At 37.3% G+C, this 18475-nt stretch carries 12 protein-coding genes; all 12 read right to left on the bottom strand.

From position 1 onward, the window contains the following. Positions 1–55 precede the first annotated feature (55 nt). The 12 genes from dcm to G632_RS21215 all read right to left on the bottom strand — a co-directional run bounded on the left by dcm (position 56) and on the right by G632_RS21215 (position 17711). Positions 56–1444 (bottom strand): DNA (cytosine-5-)-methyltransferase, encoded by a 1389-nt coding sequence (gene dcm / locus G632_RS0110480; protein ID WP_022769092.1) that lies wholly within the window; start codon positions 1442–1444, stop codon positions 56–58. 148 nt (positions 1445–1592) lie between these two features. Then, positions 1593–3017: a Sau3AI family type II restriction endonuclease gene (locus tag G632_RS0110475; RefSeq protein WP_022769091.1), complete on the bottom strand. Its 1425-nt coding sequence runs from the start codon at positions 3015–3017 to the stop codon at positions 1593–1595. A gap of 19 nt (positions 3018–3036) precedes the next feature. Next, positions 3037–3498 carry a very short patch repair endonuclease gene (locus G632_RS0110470; RefSeq protein WP_022769089.1) on the bottom strand — a complete coding sequence of 154 codons (462 nt, stop codon included), beginning with the start codon at positions 3496–3498 and terminating at the stop codon, positions 3037–3039. A gap of 5 nt (positions 3499–3503) precedes the next feature. Further along, positions 3504–4757 (bottom strand): restriction endonuclease, encoded by a 1254-nt coding sequence (locus G632_RS19645; protein ID WP_022769088.1) that lies wholly within the window; start codon positions 4755–4757, stop codon positions 3504–3506. 242 nt (positions 4758–4999) lie between these two features. Continuing rightward, positions 5000–7408 (bottom strand): SNF2-related protein, encoded by a 2409-nt coding sequence (locus G632_RS0110460; protein WP_242826720.1) that lies wholly within the window; start codon positions 7406–7408, stop codon positions 5000–5002. 154 nt (positions 7409–7562) lie between these two features. Next, complete coding sequence (locus G632_RS0110455; protein WP_022769085.1) at positions 7563–8774, bottom strand: ParB/RepB/Spo0J family partition protein; 1212 nt, start codon at positions 8772–8774, stop codon at positions 7563–7565. Between the two features lie 20 nt (positions 8775–8794). Beyond that, positions 8795–12493 (bottom strand): DNA-directed RNA polymerase subunit alpha C-terminal domain-containing protein, encoded by a 3699-nt coding sequence (locus G632_RS0110450; protein ID WP_022769084.1) that lies wholly within the window; start codon positions 12491–12493, stop codon positions 8795–8797. A 21-nt stretch (positions 12494–12514) separates the two neighbouring features. Beyond that, positions 12515–13933: a hypothetical protein gene (locus G632_RS0110445; protein ID WP_022769083.1), complete on the bottom strand. Its 1419-nt coding sequence runs from the start codon at positions 13931–13933 to the stop codon at positions 12515–12517. Positions 13934–13938: 5 nt separating this feature from the next. Next, the gene (locus G632_RS0110440) at positions 13939–15150 is read right to left on the bottom strand and encodes a hypothetical protein (RefSeq protein ID WP_022769082.1); all 1212 of its coding nucleotides are present in this window, start codon (positions 15148–15150) and stop codon (positions 13939–13941) included. Positions 15151–15671: 521 nt separating this feature from the next. Further along, positions 15672–16067: an HIRAN domain-containing protein gene (locus tag G632_RS0110435; RefSeq protein WP_022769080.1), complete on the bottom strand. Its 396-nt coding sequence runs from the start codon at positions 16065–16067 to the stop codon at positions 15672–15674. Next, positions 16052–16828 carry a hypothetical protein gene (locus tag G632_RS0110430; RefSeq protein WP_022769079.1) on the bottom strand — a complete coding sequence of 259 codons (777 nt, stop codon included), beginning with the start codon at positions 16826–16828 and terminating at the stop codon, positions 16052–16054. The genes G632_RS0110435 and G632_RS0110430 overlap by 16 nt, the downstream gene beginning before the upstream one ends. Beyond that, positions 16821–17711, bottom strand: coding sequence for a tetratricopeptide repeat protein (locus G632_RS21215; RefSeq protein WP_022769078.1), 891 nt, complete (start codon positions 17709–17711; stop codon positions 16821–16823). The genes G632_RS0110430 and G632_RS21215 overlap by 8 nt, the downstream gene beginning before the upstream one ends. Between the last annotated feature and the right edge of the window lie 764 nt (positions 17712–18475).

Below are 18475 nucleotides of genomic sequence, written 5' to 3'. Positions count from 1 at the left end.
AAGAGCAAGCACAATTTGCTTACTCCTTTAACAGATTTATTCACTTAGTTAGTCATTAACCTTCCGACTCTACTATTTCTGAAAGCACTGGTTCCATCTGCTTGATCAGATTAACAACCAGGGCATTTCCCATCATGAACTTACGCTTATTTACAGGCATCTCAACTGTCTCTCCGTTTACGAGACATTCTTTGGTCCAATCAGACGGAAATCCCTGTATTCTCTCCATTTCAACGGGTGTAAGAAGACGTATATCTCCTGTTTGCTTATCTCTTACAATGTGAGTGGTCCTGCTAAAAGATCCTTCACTAGTGAGCATAGTTCTCGCCGGTTTATCATACTCATCGACAAGGGAAATAGGGCCTTCGGAGAAAACATACTCATGTCCATTAGCAGCAGTTCTGCATATTTTCTTTGCTCCCTTGAGATATTGCCAGGTCTGACGTTCTTCTTTAGTGAGCTTCTGCTTAGTTTCATCACTATGAGTTACATCAGGGCTTGTATAATACAGTTTTTCTCTAGGGATAAAGAACTGTTTGTCCACATCCCCAGTCTCCATGATGTCCCCAAGAGTAATCTGCTTTCCGTCGTAAGATGGCACAGTTTTAGCTGTATAAATCTTTCCATCCAGCATCACTCCGGAGTTTTCAAATGTAAAGCTGAAGGATTCAGATAATTCTCCAATACCCTTAGGCAGTTCTCCTATCTTAACGTATTTTGCGTCAAGTGGATCTACCGGAAAGCTGGTCGCAAAAAAGCCATTTGAAAGAATTATCTTTGCCACACTATGTCTATGCATCTCATCGCCATGCATAGAGATATAATTCGCTTCCTCAAGCACTTTCTTGGCATACTTTGTATCATTTCTGTACGCAAATATAAAAGTACGGCGTCTTCGCTGCTGATATCCATACTCAGCGGCATTTATGACACGCCACTCAACTGTATATCCAAGATCTCTGAAGCATGCTAAAATGATTCCAAAGTCTCTTCCCCTCTGGCTTGCTGGGCTCTTAATCAAACGATCCACATTCTCAAGAAGAACAAACGGAGCATTCTTAGCTTCAAGAATATCTCTTATATCCCACCAAAGAATTCCCTTCTTTCCTTCTAGGCCTTTAGATGTAGCCAATGTTGAGGCAACTGAATAATCCTGACAAGGAAAACCTCCAACAAGGAGTGTATGCTCTGGAATCTTTGCCTTTTCCACTGCATTTATATCCTCGTTTGTTGTATCCTTCCCGTCAAGATCCAAACATGTTCCAAATCTATTTACATAGCAATCATGTGCCCACTGTGTCTTCTTATCTGCTGGTTCCCACTGACTAAACCATACAGTTTCCCACTTTTCTGGCTTTGAGGCATCTTCTATCGTTGAAATGGAGTTTAATCCACATCTAAAGCCACCTACACCAGCAAACAATTCACATACCGTCTTTTTCATTTAAGACTGCTCCAATCAAAAATAATAATATGATTTTATCACGAATAGCATTTTGGATCAACTCCCCAAAATCTTCCAAAATGATATTATCACAGATGATAATTTTGATCAACCATCTCGCTTTATGCACAAATCATCCAGCACTAAGTCATCTCAACCTTTTATCAATCTGTTCCAAAATGTAAGTATTATTCAGCCAAAAACACTGCTTAGGATACTGCCTACCATCCGGAAGTTCATTTGTGTCTTTTGCATTTTGCGCATGCGGTCTTACATGGCTTACCCTATTCTCTGAAGCTTTAGGAAAATTATTATGGTTTATACCATTTTTCTTTTCTACTACAAGGCCCTCCTTAAGCACCTGAACTGTTCTTTCCCACATATGCCTTACATCTTGCTCAAGATCTTCATATGGAATATTCCAGAACTGCGCTCCTTTTAACCTCAAAGTGTCATCTTGATCAAATTTATAAACCACAAACAAAAATCGAGTCTCTCTCAGGTAATTTCCAAAAGTTGAATCTTCCCACTGTTCTTCTACTAATTCCTTAAACTTAAATGCAGGAAAAGACATACTCTCCTTAATCTTATCGTTACTACCAATCCTGATAGTCTTTACTACTATGTTCGCCTTTTCAAACTCTGCAGCATGATTTCCTTTAATACCGAGTATTCTATACGCTATCATAGCCTCAAGATTCTTGGGTTTCCTAGAAACATCAATGTTAAATCTGACACACAGATCATCTACTGAATATCCCGCAAGCGCATCAATAGTATCAACAACATAATCCTCAAATGAATCTACTATTGAGTCTGAAATGATTGGCTCATATGTCTCTTTCCCAGGGATAATATAATTATTCAGGACATAAGTCATATAAGAATTCTTGAAAGCAAACGCTCTAGGCTTAGCAAGTTCATCACTATAGGGCTGCTTTCTTCTATCAGCTGATGTAGCTGCTTTTGGGGCTGCCCCAAGGTATAAAGTATCGCCTTCAGAAAGCTCATGTGCTTTTCCAGCTCTTATCTTGGATACAATAATCTCATAATCATGCTTTATAATCTTCAGGTCCTGCTCAGGCGGAGTAAATAATCTTGCATAACCAATCTTGTAATCCAGATTGAATTTTGCCTCCTGTAAATACAAATAATAAACGAGCAATATAAGCTTAGATTTATTCCAGAAATGACTATTTTCAAATGACTCATGCACAACAGTCATATAATCTATCATAGTTAGGATCAATCGCTCCTTCGCAACAAGAGATCCATTCTTGTTCATCCTATATGGAGTTACTTTTAGTTCAACTCCAGCTTCAGGGAAATCAGCGCGAGCATCACTATTACAGGAATAATGGAAAAAACACTCCTCAATAATCTGCCCAAGATTCCCTTTATTTCTTTTTTGCTCTCCTACATCTGATTCGCCATATGAAGTGCCTTCTTCTCTGAGCATAGCATCATCTTCATCCATAATCTGTCTGAATGATTTTCCAACCAATTTCTGCGCATATGCTTCTATTGAAGTTGGCTTTGTTCTGTCATATTCAAATTCAACACGTACATCCATGCTATGCTCCTTGATACCATTATTCCAAATCAGAGTCACTCATTTTCGTCTCAAATACAGCCTCTTCTATTACCTTGATACATTCATCAGTCTTCTTTACTATATCTTTTCCCCAGAAATGTATTACAGTCCACCCTTGATAGGTAAGCTCTTTATCTTTCTCCAAGTCCCGATCTTTATTACGCTGGATCTTAGCAATCCAATAATCAGGATTTTTCCCTTTTTCAAGTTTTGGTTTTAATACATCCCAGTCTTTTCCATGAAAGAACTCGCCATCACAAAAAATTGCAATCTTATACTTAGTCAATGCGATATCCGGGCATCCAGGAATAGCTTTGTAATTCTTTCTATAGCGGTACCCTTTTCTCCATAAAGCCTTTCTGAGAACAACTTCTATCTTAGTGTCCTTCCCTCGGATCTTACTCATGTTATATGAAGTTTGCTTGGTTGTTTTTCCATGAAATCTCGGTTCTTTTGTCATTATTCTTACTGACCTTTAATCGCCATTATCCTGGAAGCGTATTCACGAAGTCTCTGCTTTGTAAGATCTGTATCAATAGTATCAAGCCAATCCCCTATATTGTATGAGCTGATAGAGTTATTCCTTAGTATCGCAGCAATATCAGAAGCGGTCACTATAAGAATAGGGTGCTGATCTTCTACAACCTCTGAATACGCCTGCGCATCTACATAGCTGGTTGTAACAAGAATTCCAAACTGTCTATATCTAATCCTTGAAATGAGTCTAGACATTTCTCGTACACCAACTCCATTGTTTACTCCATAGCATTTGGCCTCTAATGCACAATCCAATTTAAGCGCCTGGTTACATTTACCCCCTGTTGAGATTGCGTATTTTCCTATCGCATCACGGCCACCATCACGCCATGGCCTCGTCAAAGCAAAATCTTGAAAATTCGTGTCCATCTTACAGACCAAATCCGTAGCACACGCTTCAAATCCCTGCTTAAAGCCATCATAATGCTCTCGTATAGTCTTTAAACACAACATTCCTTCTTCATCACTCTGCAGTTGATCATATTTAGTCGGAATAGAATAACTCTTCGGCGCCCTTAATGGCTCAATACCGTTCCTCCCAGACTTAACAAACTTTTTCCAAACATCTGGTGCTAAGCTAAGGCTATTATCGTGATCATATATAAGGGCTTCAATCCATTTCCTAGAAACAGGCTGTTTTCCTGTGTCCAGGATTGTAAAATATGCCTCATAATTTTGAAATCTCTTGTCTTTTACGGTCCTCCAAAAAGCAACCAGGTCTTTATCAGGAGATATCTTTGGATTTCCTGGGGCTGCAAGCCCCAAAAACTGAACATCTCGACCATTACCCGTCTTCTTAAAAACCAAGAACGGCGGAATATCTTCAAGGCAAATTCCAGAATTAAGCTGCGCAAACGTATCTTCTAGGACTTTATTTCCCTTTTTCTTTGTATCTGTCAATTCGCGCCCAGGTTCACGATTATCACCATAATACCTAAATATCCCAGTCTCTTCTTCAAGGAAATCAGGCCACTCCAGCTCTTCCATACTTGTGTATAACACAATGTATGCATACTTTCCTGTTCCATCCTGCCTCAAGCGTTTTCTGAAACCACCCGAGTTTTCACAATCTGGAATCAGCTTATGAAAAGGCTCAGCAGACATGTTGGGAGCAGTACCACCCTTATAGATACAGTCAACATATAGATCAGACTTCTCAAGATCATCAAATTGAACTTCCATATTGATATTCTCCTTCAAGAAAAAATCAATCATTAAGAATAATTTATCCATCTATATTATTTTATTACAATTCAATGAATGAATATCGAAAATCTCAAGAAAAGATTTATAAAAGCCATCGTCCTACTAGTAAAAAACATAAAGCGGCCCGATATGAGCCGCCTTATAATGATACCTCTTCCTAATTCACTACAAATAATTACTATTTCGAACCGACTAACGCCACCATTTTCAAGTTATCATCATGAAAACAGCTTTTCAAAAATTAACTTCAAGTCTTCCTCTGGAGTATATACTGGCTCTAGTTCGTTGTTATCAATTGCATTTAGCATAGTTTCTTCTTTTTTCTGAAGTCTCAGATAAACCTGCTCATCCAAAGAATACTCTTCACCTAAATCATTCATGAATATGTTTTCAAGATAATAGTATTGGGTATACTGGCCATCTGGTAATCCTAATCTGTGAATTCGATCTTTTGACTGCAATAAGTGCACCAGGTTATAGCTATACTCAAAATAAACAGCATCATGACAAACACTATGCAATGAAACGGACTCCGCTAACGTATGCGGATTTGTAATCAATACATCAAATTCATCATTTTTAAAAGCCTCAATCAAGCCCAGCCTCTCCTCAAGAGGCACTTCTCCCATAATAAATCTTGCATGAATCCCAAGCTTTTCTAATTCACGCTGAATACTATAGATGGAATCCACAAATATACACCATACTATAACCTTCTTTTTTTCAGCGACCAATTTAGCAACCAATTGAAGGCATTCTCTTTTCTTGGAAGTGAGCTCTATTTTACTAATAAGTTGCTGAACTTCAATGGCATAATCTACAAAGTCTATCTCATCAATGTCACCATCTAAATCAAGTACACTGCTAAAATCCTTCAAATCAATAGCTTGCAGAAGCATCTTAGGATTAGACTCAAGCTGAAGAAGCCTAATGAACAAAGCAAGTTTACTATTGCGGTATTTTTGGCTTACAATCTTAAATAGTTTTCGTTCTTCTTCTGTAGCGTAAATAGAGTCAATTATATCAGGATTAGCATCAGGCACATGAAGTTCTTTTTTTGTTGTTCTACAAAAGAAAGGTTGAATTTTATCATTGATAATTTCCATATCAGTTGGAAGTGGATCTCTTAGATAAGAAATATCAAATCCAAAAAATTCACGGTATTCGTCATTATATAGGATATGAAGTAAATTATATAAATCTAAATACGTATTGGGAATCGGGGTACCAGTCATCGCAATAGTATATGTCGAATACTTAGAGATTTCTAACGCCGCGCTTGCTCGTTGACCCTTAACCGCTTTTACTTTATGGACCTCATCGAAAACCAGCAGTGTGCGTTCTGATACAATTTTCTCGATTTCTTCTATATAATTTCCAATACTCTCATAGTTGAACAAAAAGAGATTGCAATCAGCAGAATCATACTTTAAAGCTCGGCGCTTCGCTTCTGGACTAGTAAACCTTCCATCTTGTATACTAAAACATTTTAATTGTAGCTTATTACCAAAGCACGCCTTAAACTCGTCAATCCATGACCCAAAAGCATTCTTAGGTCCAATCATCACAACTCTATCAACCAAACCTTTAAATCTTAAAAAACTAAATACTGCCAGAGCTGAAGATGTTTTTCCCGAACCAGGAACCGAAAAGTTTCCAGAACGCATCATAGCACACATAAAAAAGGCGTCCTGCATTTGTTTATCGCGAAGTTGTCTCTCTAATTGTCCATCGACAATTTGTTTAAACTGTAAGTATTTATCACTAAGATTAGATGCATCTGTTTTTAATTCAATGCCAAGTTTAGCACGCTTTTCAATATATAGATTACGTTGTGCAATATACTCTTTTAGCCGCTCTGTGGCATAATACTCATATCCTAATGGAGGTATCTTCTTTTCTAATAAAGAATGAATTTTAATATAATCCGGATAAACCAAATCAGTATTAAAATATATTGTATTATTTTCTATTCTTTCCACCCTATGCTTTAGCTTAGACTTATAAAACATTTTACCTTCAAGCCAATCCAAGCTATCAGTATTTACTATAAGAACAAGCTGATTATCCTCATAATCTAAAACCAAAGCATTATTTCGGATTAATGTATCTTCCACAATGACTCTTCCTTTGTCGTGTTTTATTATTTCCTTAATGATTGCTTCCTCTGCTGGCATAACAATTAAGCCCTCTTTTTTATTGTTCCACAATCTTTCAAATTCATCTTGAGACTTTTTTATTCCCTGCATATAAAATCCGTTTGAATCCAACCAACTACACGTTAATTGAAAAGATTCATAATTTACATCCACAGCCGCTTCAGTTTCGTTATTAGAGCCCCTGAAACATATGATATTTCCTTCTTCATCAGTCATGATCCCGCATTTGTCATGAAATATCCCTTGTGTTTTAAATGCGATCTTTATATCAACAGTCCCTGAAGCAAGAAAAAAAGCAAGATTTGATATACACATTTCTTCCTTTAACGATAATGGTTCAGAAAGTGACGCCAATAATTCATCGCTTACTGATTTTTTGATGGCATAACCTCGCTTAATCTCTTCGTAATCTTCATATGCTATATCATGAGAAATAATCATGCGATAATGACATCCTTTTAAGCGCATGTATTCAAGGCCCTCCGAATACATAGCGAGGGCCTTCGCAGAAAAATACGCACTTGTCCTATCAAATGATACTGCATACCGCAGCGTAGGATTATAGAACTCTTTCGGTATATCATTACTGTCTGATGTATATACTGGTTCCAGCTTTAAATCTTTAAACATTTACAGATTCTTTTACCTCGTTAAGTACTTCCTCTAACATTTCAAGATTTGCTTTCATATCCTCTATCTGCTCATCAGTCAAACGTTTTATTATTTCTACATCAATCGCTTTCAATGAATCAATTGCCGATTTCACCATTTGATTTGGCTTGTCTCTTGTTTCCTTGACCTTCACTTTGTTATCGACAACCGTCATTATTCGCTTCAAATCTTCCTTAGTCTTATCATCAGTTCTAATTTTTGCAATAACTTCTGAGTTTACTTTCCCTGCGTCTGGCAAATTGTCTAAGGTAGTTTCACAAATATCTTCTTCCTTATCAATGAATTCATCTAAGTAAACTGATTTTGATATTCCTTTCAACTTACGAATAAACGGTGTCATTGATCCATCTGGTCTCATCAAAAGATTTGTGAAAGCAATATATTTTACAGCTTGCTGCTTGTCTTCATCAGAAATACTAGACAATGCTGCGTGGAGCTCTCTTATAGGTCCATCTATTTCAAGTTCTCTCGCAAGGTAATACTGTTTAGGTGCTTTAATCGCATCCAAGAATTCAACTACTAATTTCGCTATCTCTAATTCCTTTTTAACTACAGAAGTCTTTTGATTTGTACTGCGTGCATACTCCTCTTCTGTCAAAAGGCCATTTTCAATAATGTCTCTATATAATCCTACCAGACGATCTATAGGATCATAGTCAACTCTTTCCTCAGATCCAATCTGAAGCTGAAGCTCTAGCATCTTTATCTGCTTTGCACTCTTGTCATAATCTCTTTCAAGAATAACTGTCTCAAAATAATTGAAATTATCACTTGAGGAAGATAAGTTCCTTAAACATGTATATCGTCTGTTTCCATCAATAATTCGTCCATCATTTAATACCACCCCATGATGCTGCTGACCATACAAGTTAATATTTTCTTGCGTAGTCTTCATTTTGTCAGGATTACTTTTTTCTATAAAGCTTTGTATTACATCGTTATACTTTTTTGCATCTTCCCTTGAAAGAGAATCTTCTCCATGCTCAGCTTTGTACTGACTAATCCAAGTTGCTATTCTATCGTTTTGATCATTGTAAAACAGTTTGTCCAAACGAACTCTGTACACTGGATAATTTGATGTGACTCCATCCACAGTCAGTTTTACAACTTGTTCTGTCATCTGCACGGACTCGTCTGCTATTCCGTCTCTTAATAAATTCATCTTTATCGGCCTCCTTATATTTATATCTCATCGTAATAGTACTCTTTTGACAAGTATATTTTTTCCATTATTGTATCATAGTACATATTGGTGTTTTTTATCATCTGTATTATTTTATCCTTCTCAAGTGAAATGCCATACTCTTCCTGAGCATAATTTATAAAATCATATATATCCATTTTCTTCTCTTTTTTCAGGATATATCTAATAAAATCTGCTGTTGTTATCTGCCTTTCACCTTGATAAAAGATTACTGTTCCAGCCGTTTTCAAAAAACGAACACGTCTAGAATTCTTGACTAATCCAGATGCAAACCAATCTCCTAAAGCCGTTCCAAAAATATCATGTTCAAATCCATCATTTCGGAGCTTCTTGATAGTAAAATAGCGCTCTCCGCTAGCACATTTTAATACTTTTGACACATATTCATTGATATATTCTTTGTTTATATGTGGATATACTGAATGGACGTGATCAAGTTTTATAAACTTCATATCCTCATACTCTAGCAACTCATACGATGACCTCAAATCTTCCAATACTGCGCTCAACACCTGAACATATGATAATCGTCTATCTTGGTTTCTCAGATCGATAGTATTGGCTCTAGTTAGAAATGTCTTAAAGTATTCATATGCCGAGGAATATTTCGAACTAATAACATAATCGATATACGTTTTAAATCCTAATTCCTTAATAGTCCTTGGGTTAATTTTTCCAATGTCGGAGTTTTTGAATTTTTCTGCAAATGCTTCCTTTATATCTTCTACAAAGTAAAAATCACCAAGAAGATAATTTTTCATAAATTCTTTTTCTTCTTGACTAAACAGCGGCTGATTAACTGTACACATTCCATTATGATAATACTCTGAAATATATATAGAAAAATTAGCCAAAACAGTTCTGGAAATCACACCATATTCTTCCTCGTAACGAGTACAAAACTCATCCATACTAACAGGCGCAATCTTATATAAAAATTCACGTGTCTGCCTTTCCCTATCTGCTTCCCCAAAGGAAATGAATGGCATTCGAGTAATCAAAACCTTACATTCAAGATTATGATTCCACGATCCCTCTGTCTTTTTCAACAGATTATGCAGCTCATACTCATCTCGTATATCATACTCGGACATAAGCTCGATATTATCTCTGATTAGTTTTAAAGTAGATATCTCAATATCTTTGTACTGCTCAAAGTGAAGACCTCCAACCAATTCATCAATGTCTACTTCTTCTATAGGATAATACCTAAATCTCCTGCCGTATTTCATTAATGCATATTTACTGTCTTCTATTCTTGCAGCAAAAGCACGTTCAGAAGGGAATAGTAGTTTCTCATTATCCTCTAGATTATTGTCCTTTAGGAATCCCATATATAGGATGTAAAAATCTTCAAAAGAAATATCCTTATCCGAGCAATACAGTTCCGCTAGTTTTCTACAAATCAAGTCCCTTCGACACAAAATATATTCATCTTCTATAAAGACACTGTTTCTATTAACAAATTTTGATACTTGTGTATATAACTCCCTTGAAATTTTATCATCATCAAGCATCTGCTCAACATCAGCAGTTCCGTGTTTGTATACTAATTCAAGATATTTATACAAAACTGGGCCTTTACCAAAAATAAGAGAAAATGACTCTTTATCATAGCAATACCTCTGATACCAATACCCATAATCGTCTTCTCTTAATACTGGTTTTTTTCGTATAGCCTTACTTTCAATCTGTCTAATACGCTCTCTTGTAACCCCCACTATTTGTCCACATTCCTCTAATGTTTTGCCTTCTAAGCGCATTTTAATAACAGAAGATGCCCTCTCATCCAAAGAAGCTAACCAGTCACTTATTCTTGGGCGCCTAAGTCTATATACCCCATCCAATAGTTCAATTTTGCTCGTTTCTACCAGATAGTTTATCGTCTTATCATGCAATCCAATCTCTTTAAATAATTCAACAGCGGAAACACCTAATTTATCTTCATCATCACTAACTACAGAAAGAAGATAAGATGCGTAGATCTCCCTTACTGATTCTTTATCCCAAATTAGTTTAGTAAACCTCTCATCACAAACCAATGATTCAACGTCTTTATTAGCCTTGAGATGGTTTATCTGCTCATAATTTTCTATCAATCCCCTTTTAATTGTATTCATCATTTCTTTCGAACAAGGTAAATCCTTCAATTCCAAAGAAATATATTCATAGAGCTCTTTATCATAGCCATTACCAGCGCTATCTATTGTACTTACACACGCATTATTTTTATAATAATCTATGATCTCAGATAAAGACTTTGCTCCTAAATTCTTTATTTTTCTAACATTATCAAAATCAAGAAAAGCCAACTGATTAACAGAATCTATTCCGTTTTTAGCTAACGCGTTACTCGTTCTAATAGAAAATCCAACTTTTAATATGCTTATGTCCTCTTCTATTAGGCCAGACATATCTCTATAGGATACACTATAATGCTCCTTTCCTAACAATACTGGAAAAGCCATATCTATCACTCTGTGCACCCCTGAGCCTGTTGATAAAACATCTTCCCTGTCGGCGCATGAAAAATCTTGCAAATCAGAGTGGATTCTTCTTTGATAATCTAAGACTTCGTTAATGCTCTTTAATCCTACGTTGTTCATACTGTTCAAATCAGTCTCTGTCAGAAACATTAATTCCCCAAGTGTGAACACTCCGCTTCTCTTTAATGCATTTGTTGTTCTACTAGACAATCCTAACTGATCAATTGATACTTCAGGATATTCAACAATTGTTTCTTTTTCTTGCTCAATCTCAGCCTCATTAGAAAGGCTCTCGCCATACCTAATCTCGTCCTTTGACTCGTTTTCAGAGCACTCGATAAGGGCATCCGTTTCGCCTTTTTTAATGTGATTTATCAATGCCATCGCTTCCCTTATTGTGGTAACTCCTACATCAGGAAGCTTCATGCAATCAGCTCTGTTCATAGAAACAAACTCACCAATTGTTTTTACTTGTTGTTTATATAGTGCATTTAAAAGTCTATTGGAACACTTGAGACATCCGATAAGTCTATCTGCTATATCAGATGGCACTTTTATCTGTTCGGGTTCTGTTTCCTTGCTCTTTATATTATTATCATTTTTCTTTAATGGTATTTGACTCTCATCATCTAAGGTGGATTTTTTCTGGCTATTAGGAAAAGCTTTTATCAATTCAGCAATTTTCATTAAAACATCATCATAATTTGAGTCAAAAGTTTCTACTATTTCTCTTTTATCATTAAGAACAAGAATCTTTACATCAAAAACGTCTTCCGACTCTATTTTCAATCTATAAAAATGCACTGACACAAAATGCAATGATCCATGAATGCTTGTTTGAAACCATACGCTGTCAGCATCCCTTTTTATCACTGTTGCATGCATTCTAGTGGCGATACTAACCATCAAGGCATCATCAACATTCTTTACAGCAAACTGTAAAGCGTACCAAAAGCCTACCTTTTCAACATCTTTTGCATATACATAATTCTTCCAATCTGCAGTGAGCTCCTTGATACTATCAACGCTCGGTTTCTTTGTAAATCCATATCCAACAGATGACATCTCGTATATTTCTTTTTTTGTCTTATCGGAATCCTTTACTTTTGATGGACGTTCAACCCGTATCAAGTCAGCATACTCAGCCTTGGGTATTAATTCACCTGTCAGCAAATCAAAAATCTGAAACATATTATTTATCCTCTATTTCATTCACTTTCTTAACCTATAACTCAACTCAACATCTCCATTATCTGTAACTTCAATTTCAAGCTGATTTTTAATCTTCCGCTTAATGAAGCTTTCCACTTCTGCATCAGTCATTTGAATTCTTGTCCTAAATAGCACTTCCTTCATGAGACTATTGAGATTAAGCTCCAATGAGGCCTTAATAGATCTTGCCAACTCCTTTTGAATAGCGTCATTTTTGATATCTTCTGCTCCGCCAGCATAAAAGCTATCAATGTAACAATAGAAAATATCATTCTTCATGAGCGTTTCCTTCAAAGCGAAACTACACTTGTCATGTTCAACCATTACAAGGAATTTTGCCTGCGGAAGCTCCTCCATAAGTCCCCAATAATCTGAATCGCTGGAAACAAGAACAAAAGAGTCCACATTATTGGCATAGAATTCTTTACATGTTCGTGCTGTAACCTTCACATCGGCCAAGGATTTATTATCCTTAAGGCGTTCTATCATGATGTACTCTACGGGAATCTTTACATAAGAAGCAAGGAGCTCCCATGCAGATGCAGCATGAACGTCATCAAACAGTATGATTTTCTCAATCTTTTCAAGTCTTGCAGGCTCAAGATTTCTTATGGCTGCACATAGGCTGTAAGGATCAGAATTCTCACAATCCACAATGAACACACACTTTTCGCTGTTCTCTATGAAGGTATAAATATTAGCTTTTGTCCTATCACTTACATCAGATACAAAGCTAAGATTCTGGAATTCATCATTATTCCACCTGTACAGAAGAGTAACAAACTTCTTGTCATTAAGAAGAATATTGCCTTCCTCCTGCGCCGGCCAGTTCAAGTACTGTCCATAAGGGTAAAAGCTCATATTCTCGTAAAAAAAAGCTGCTGACTTCTTTTGCCCCTCTTCAGAAAGGCCATCAGGCATAATAAAAATCTCAGATAAATAATCCCAATTAATCCACTGAGGGAACAAATCTCTACAGTTATTTATCCTGCTCTTAATATTCATATTAAGATTGGCCAAATATGGAGTTGGCTCTTTTAGGTGCGAATAAATGTCAATTCCGTCATTTGACAAAACTTGCATGGCATCAATAGACATGTATTCGGGCATCCCCAAGATACTCCGTCCTTCTTGCTGAATTCCCTGGCACACTTTCAAAAAGTTGTGTTCAAGCTGATTCCTTAGAAGGCACAAGTTCCTAATAATTCGCGCTTTCTTATCAAGCTCGAGCTTCTTGAAAACATCCATCTTAGGCGGCTCATGGTCATTCTCAAATATTCTTTTGTTTACTCCGAGCAAATATGCGACCTTGGAGACAATATCATATTGCTCGCCATGTCCATACCCCACTTCTTCATTTATCATGGCAATAACGTCCGAAAAATCGAGCGATGCGCCAAAGCTATTAGAAACATCCATATCAATTATCCCTTTTCATTAAGCGCAAGATATGCGTTAATCCTTCCTGACCTGTCTGCATCGTCCATGCCAAACACCATATATGATGGGAACATATCCAAACGTTCCTGCGCAAACCTAGTTTCATCCGCATAGATAATAACAACTTTAAATCTGTCTGCTAAAGGAAGCACTTCATCTTCAAGCAAAGAGCTTTCTACATACTTTTTATCTGCTATTACCGTGATAAAATCACCACATTCAATCAGTTCCTCATCAGTAACACTATTGCTAGTTCTCATCATAGCTGTAAATATATTACCTTCAACTTCAATAGTCTTATCACTGCCAGCTTTATTCTCCATAGTTGCCTTGACTACTGCATCAGACTTAGAACTTGCATTAGAGTATGGAATATTCACAGCCTCCAAAATAGTTGTACCGCCATCTTCAACAACACATCTTGAAAGTTCTGCGTATTCTGGGCACTGTATCATCGAATCATCTGCAGCACTATAGAATGTAACAGCGTGCTTATATCCCTCTCCAAAGATAGCAGCCTTTCGCCTTTCGGCCTCTTCGTTAGTAAACCAGTAAAGATCATCCAACAGATCAAAGTAATCCTTCTCAAACATATCTACAGATGCGAGAATAATTGCCTCCATATCCGAATAATCTAATTCTTTTACGGAGCCCTCTGAAATAAGAATTCTTCTGGCAGACTTAACAATATACTGTCCATTCCAGTTATCAGAAGGCGCAACATCCACATAGACTTTAAATACGCCAAACTCACTTGTATCCAGTGTCTTAAGGTGCTCGTTTGCTCTTTCCATAAAGTCATCACACCAGTCATATTCCATTAAACTTCGCTCTGCATAACGGAAGATTTGTCTACCACCTTCATATTCGACAACCAAATAAATCAGAGGAAAGAATGCATCTCCCGCCTCACTTTGCTCACGTGCTTCACCCAATAAAGAACAAAGCATCTGAACCTTTAGACCATCCGGGAAACCATCTTCTACGCTTAAATCATCTGCCGAAAAACTACCTGTATCCTCTCCATCAACTGAATAAGTTATCTGATATTCATATCCCTTATATCTTCCATTTTCTGAAAGATCATTTACAAACGTTTCAACAGCGCTGGGAGTTTCAAAATAAAAGTTTGGGCCCTCCCCGTTTTCATCATATAAACCCACCACAATTTGGACATGCTTATTATTCAAATACATACCTTCATCCTCACATTCTTCATCATTATCCTGGCAGGATCACAATGTCTGCCAATCCAGTAGTAATCGTTTAAGATGTGCGCACATCATTTTGACATGATTGACTATAACAATATTTTTGTGCATTGTCAACAAAAATCCCAAAAGGTTAAAAATTTTATAGATTCCAGTATATATGCGCCTTCAAAACCTTAAAAGGTTAATATTTAAATATTTTGGATTTGTGCAATATGCACAATTCCATGAAAACGGCAATTGGTCAGTATTAAAGCCATATATCCCCAGAACAAGCTGAAAAACTAGCCCTTCTTATCCCAACATGTACAAGCCAGTATTCATGCGTTTTTGCAGAGATGCCTCCCTAAATCGCGAAAAAGCTGGTAGCCATGCATGCTAGCTTATCAGCCTCAGAAAATATCTATGTTTGACTTCTTTTTTTGCCTTAGTTTTATTGTTTTATACAAAAATAATCACCAAATCCATTCATTCCCTGTAAAACTGTGCATTCACACCTTTATCAATCAGAAATCCACTAAATATATCCCCACACTGATCTGCGTAAAGCTTCCCTTTTGTTTTATATCCGTTACCTTTGCCTTCAGAAGCTTTCCTGCATCCATAAGCCTGGCAAATACAATATTGTCCTTCTCAGGTACGTAGCCAAGCTTTTTCTTTTCATCATTGAGGATTAGGATGGCGTTGCTGTCGAATTTGTTATCCTCACGCTTTAGGGTCAGCATATCGCCAACCTTGATGGATTCAAGAACGGACTTATCCTCCAGATGTGTTGTGCCAGCCACATAGGAATCAAAAAGATGGATCTCTTTGATGAGCGGCTTAATGATATCGCCAAGTTCATGACCTTCTATTGTGGCTACTGCACTTTGCTGCTGTGTTACCTTTAGTTCATTTTCCATGTTATCTTTACCCCGCTTCCCAATAGGTCTTCAAGGACCTCATCCAGCTGCTTGCTGTAATCCTCATAGGTCTTAAGCTCCGTTTTCAAATCCTCCTTCTTAGCCTCCACTGCCTTGCTGTCAGCGAGAAGGAACTTGTACTGATATGGATCTGTCTCCATTATTTTCATAATCTCTTTTTCCAGGTCGGATATCTTTTCCTCAATATCAGGAATGTCCAAGTCATCAAGATCGACCGACTCAAGGGCCTGCATCACAAGAACCTCCAGTTCCTGAAGATCCTTAAGGCTGTTACAGGAATAAGCTATGGTCACTCGGTGCCACAGATCCATGAGTTCTCTTGCTCCGGTAGCTGCAGGATTGATATCCGGATGGATCTTCTTTACAAGCCTATGATAGATGCGCTTAATCTCCAGCATATCTTTTTCTGTCACAGTTGTAGCCTTAAGGGCTGCCTCATGTTCTTTTAACATGTCATCCAACTGTGCCTGAAAATCAGCCATCTCTTTTTCCAAATAGGCCTTAAGCTGCGCCTGATCAACGTTGTTTCCATGGTTGATGGCTGCCTGACAGTATTCGATAGTTTTCTTTTTTCTGATGCACTCTATCTTTTTCCTGAAGAGCTCAAGGATGAGATCTCCGAACACTTTCACATATTCAGCGTGGTACTGGAAAGCTTCCTTCTTCAGTTCATCTCTTCTGTTTATGAGTTCCTCATACCTGGCGTAGGAGGTATTGTGCCCTTTTATAACATCAGCCATTATCCATCACCTCAAATCCATACAGATCGCCGTAAACGGCGGTAAGCTTTGTTCCATCTTTGGTAGTAGCATCTTTAAAGAAATCATCTTTTGAGTGGTACCATTTGCCATTAAAGCAGACCACGCACTCATCTCCTTCCATTACTGACTCCAGGCTCATCTCCTCATCTTCATAAAAGAACTTTATCTTATGAGGAGTGTTCAGGAGATAATAAAGGTCAAAGAAATCAAAGTAGTCTTCACCAAACTCAATCAGCTTATAAAGGTCATCAATGAGCCACTTCATAATATTAAGGTTGCCAAAGAATGCATTGTGTCTAATTCGCTGAGCTAACCAGTCTTTTGCCCTGAGGTAAAGCTCAATGGCATCATCTTCTCTTCCCTCATCCGTTCTGATTCTGGCAAGTCTTGTGTACACTTCTGGTACAGGATCAAAGACATTTCTGCAGTCTTGCACCTTGTCATATAGGTCCTCGATCAAGCTCTTGTACTTTTCCATATCCTTATCCACGTAGTAACCGTTCCTGTACATATCAGCTACTTTGTAGGTGGCAACAAGGTTACCTTTGTTCATCATCTTTGTGAAGTACTCAAAGGCTTTTTTGTAATCTCTTTCTCCTGTCCTTCCGTAATACCAGATGTATCCAAGACACTCATAAGCTTCATCGTAATCCATGGCAGCTGCCATCTCATAATACTTAAGAGCAAGATCAAAGCGCTTAAGTTCATAATAGTATCCACCCAGGTGCATCATGTCTCTTGGGTCCTTACGTTCTTCGATCAGGAAGTTCATTGCTTCGACAAACATGAACTCTTCTTCATCAGAAAATTTACGGCCTTCATCAAAACTTCTTACTATGTTTTCAGCTTCTTTTATAGTCATGGTAATCCTCCTTGGACGACTAATATAATTATCTCACACTTTTGTTTGGTACGATGATAACGCATCAGGGGTTCAGAAAGGTCGCTTCAAAAGCGACTACGTTTTTATCCCAGTTCTCCATCTCTATGGCAGATGTCATAGTGCTCGCAGGTAACACAGAAATGTTTGCAGAACTTGTTCCGACCCATGACGCATTTTCTGATCCAATATATAAATCGTCTCATATGCTCACCTTCCTCTCTATAAAAACATAGGCAGGAAATGATATATGATCATCTCCCACCCCAGCTTTTCCTCATTCCCTCGCTCATTCCCTCGCTCCTTGTACCCGCTCCTTGTACCCCTATATTAAAAAATCAACAGTCCAATAAAAACGCCAACTGCATATTGGGGCTATAACCAAGTTACTATTCACAGCCTATCTGCATTCCGGACTCATTTTTTCACCACAAGGAAAATACATAACCATTAATTCACCACAGCATCAAATGCCAAAAACCTAGATTTTTCCTATGCTTTTTGGCATTTTTCTATTGTGTTAAATATCGTCATGTGTTATACTATATACATGACGATATAGGAGGTGAAATCATGTCTATAATTCATCAAAAAGATAAAAGATCCGGAATCACGTATGTCTATGAATGCAAATCTTTTTGGGACAAAGAAAAGAAACAATCCCGGTCAAAGAGAACTCTTATAGGCAGGCTAAACGAAGAAACAGGGGAAATTATTCCAACCGACGGTCGCGGAAAAAAACGAAG

The sequence above is a fragment of the Butyrivibrio sp. NC2007 genome (assembly GCF_000421405.1).
Classification (GTDB): domain Bacteria; phylum Bacillota; class Clostridia; order Lachnospirales; family Lachnospiraceae; genus Butyrivibrio.
This window is presented reverse-complemented; position numbering and strand designations above follow the sequence as displayed.

Bases quoted from the DNA above. Each gene is read 5' to 3' on its own strand.
- G632_RS0110450 (WP_022769084.1), bottom strand. From the start codon at position 12,493: ATGTTTCAGATTTTTGATTTGCTGACAGGTGAATTAATACCCAAGGCT.
- G632_RS0110460 (WP_242826720.1), bottom strand. From the start codon at position 7,408: ATGCGCTTAAAAGGATGTCATTATCGCATGATTATTTCTCATGATATA.
- G632_RS0110475 (WP_022769091.1), bottom strand. From the start codon at position 3,017: ATGGATGTACGTGTTGAATTTGAATATGACAGAACAAAGCCAACTTCA.
- G632_RS21215 (WP_022769078.1), bottom strand. From the start codon at position 17,711: ATGACTATAAAAGAAGCTGAAAACATAGTAAGAAGTTTTGATGAAGGC.
- G632_RS0110430 (WP_022769079.1), bottom strand. From the start codon at position 16,828: ATGGCTGATGTTATAAAAGGGCACAATACCTCCTACGCCAGGTATGAG.
- G632_RS0110435 (WP_022769080.1), bottom strand. From the start codon at position 16,067: ATGGAAAATGAACTAAAGGTAACACAGCAGCAAAGTGCAGTAGCCACA.
- G632_RS19645 (WP_022769088.1), bottom strand. From the start codon at position 4,757: ATGGAAGTTCAATTTGATGATCTTGAGAAGTCTGATCTATATGTTGAC.
- G632_RS0110470 (WP_022769089.1), bottom strand. From the start codon at position 3,498: ATGACAAAAGAACCGAGATTTCATGGAAAAACAACCAAGCAAACTTCA.
- dcm (WP_022769092.1), bottom strand. From the start codon at position 1,444: ATGAAAAAGACGGTATGTGAATTGTTTGCTGGTGTAGGTGGCTTTAGA.
- G632_RS0110455 (WP_022769085.1), bottom strand. From the start codon at position 8,774: ATGAATTTATTAAGAGACGGAATAGCAGACGAGTCCGTGCAGATGACA.
- G632_RS0110445 (WP_022769083.1), bottom strand. From the start codon at position 13,933: ATGGATGTTTCTAATAGCTTTGGCGCATCGCTCGATTTTTCGGACGTT.
- G632_RS0110440 (WP_022769082.1), bottom strand. From the start codon at position 15,150: ATGTATTTGAATAATAAGCATGTCCAAATTGTGGTGGGTTTATATGAT.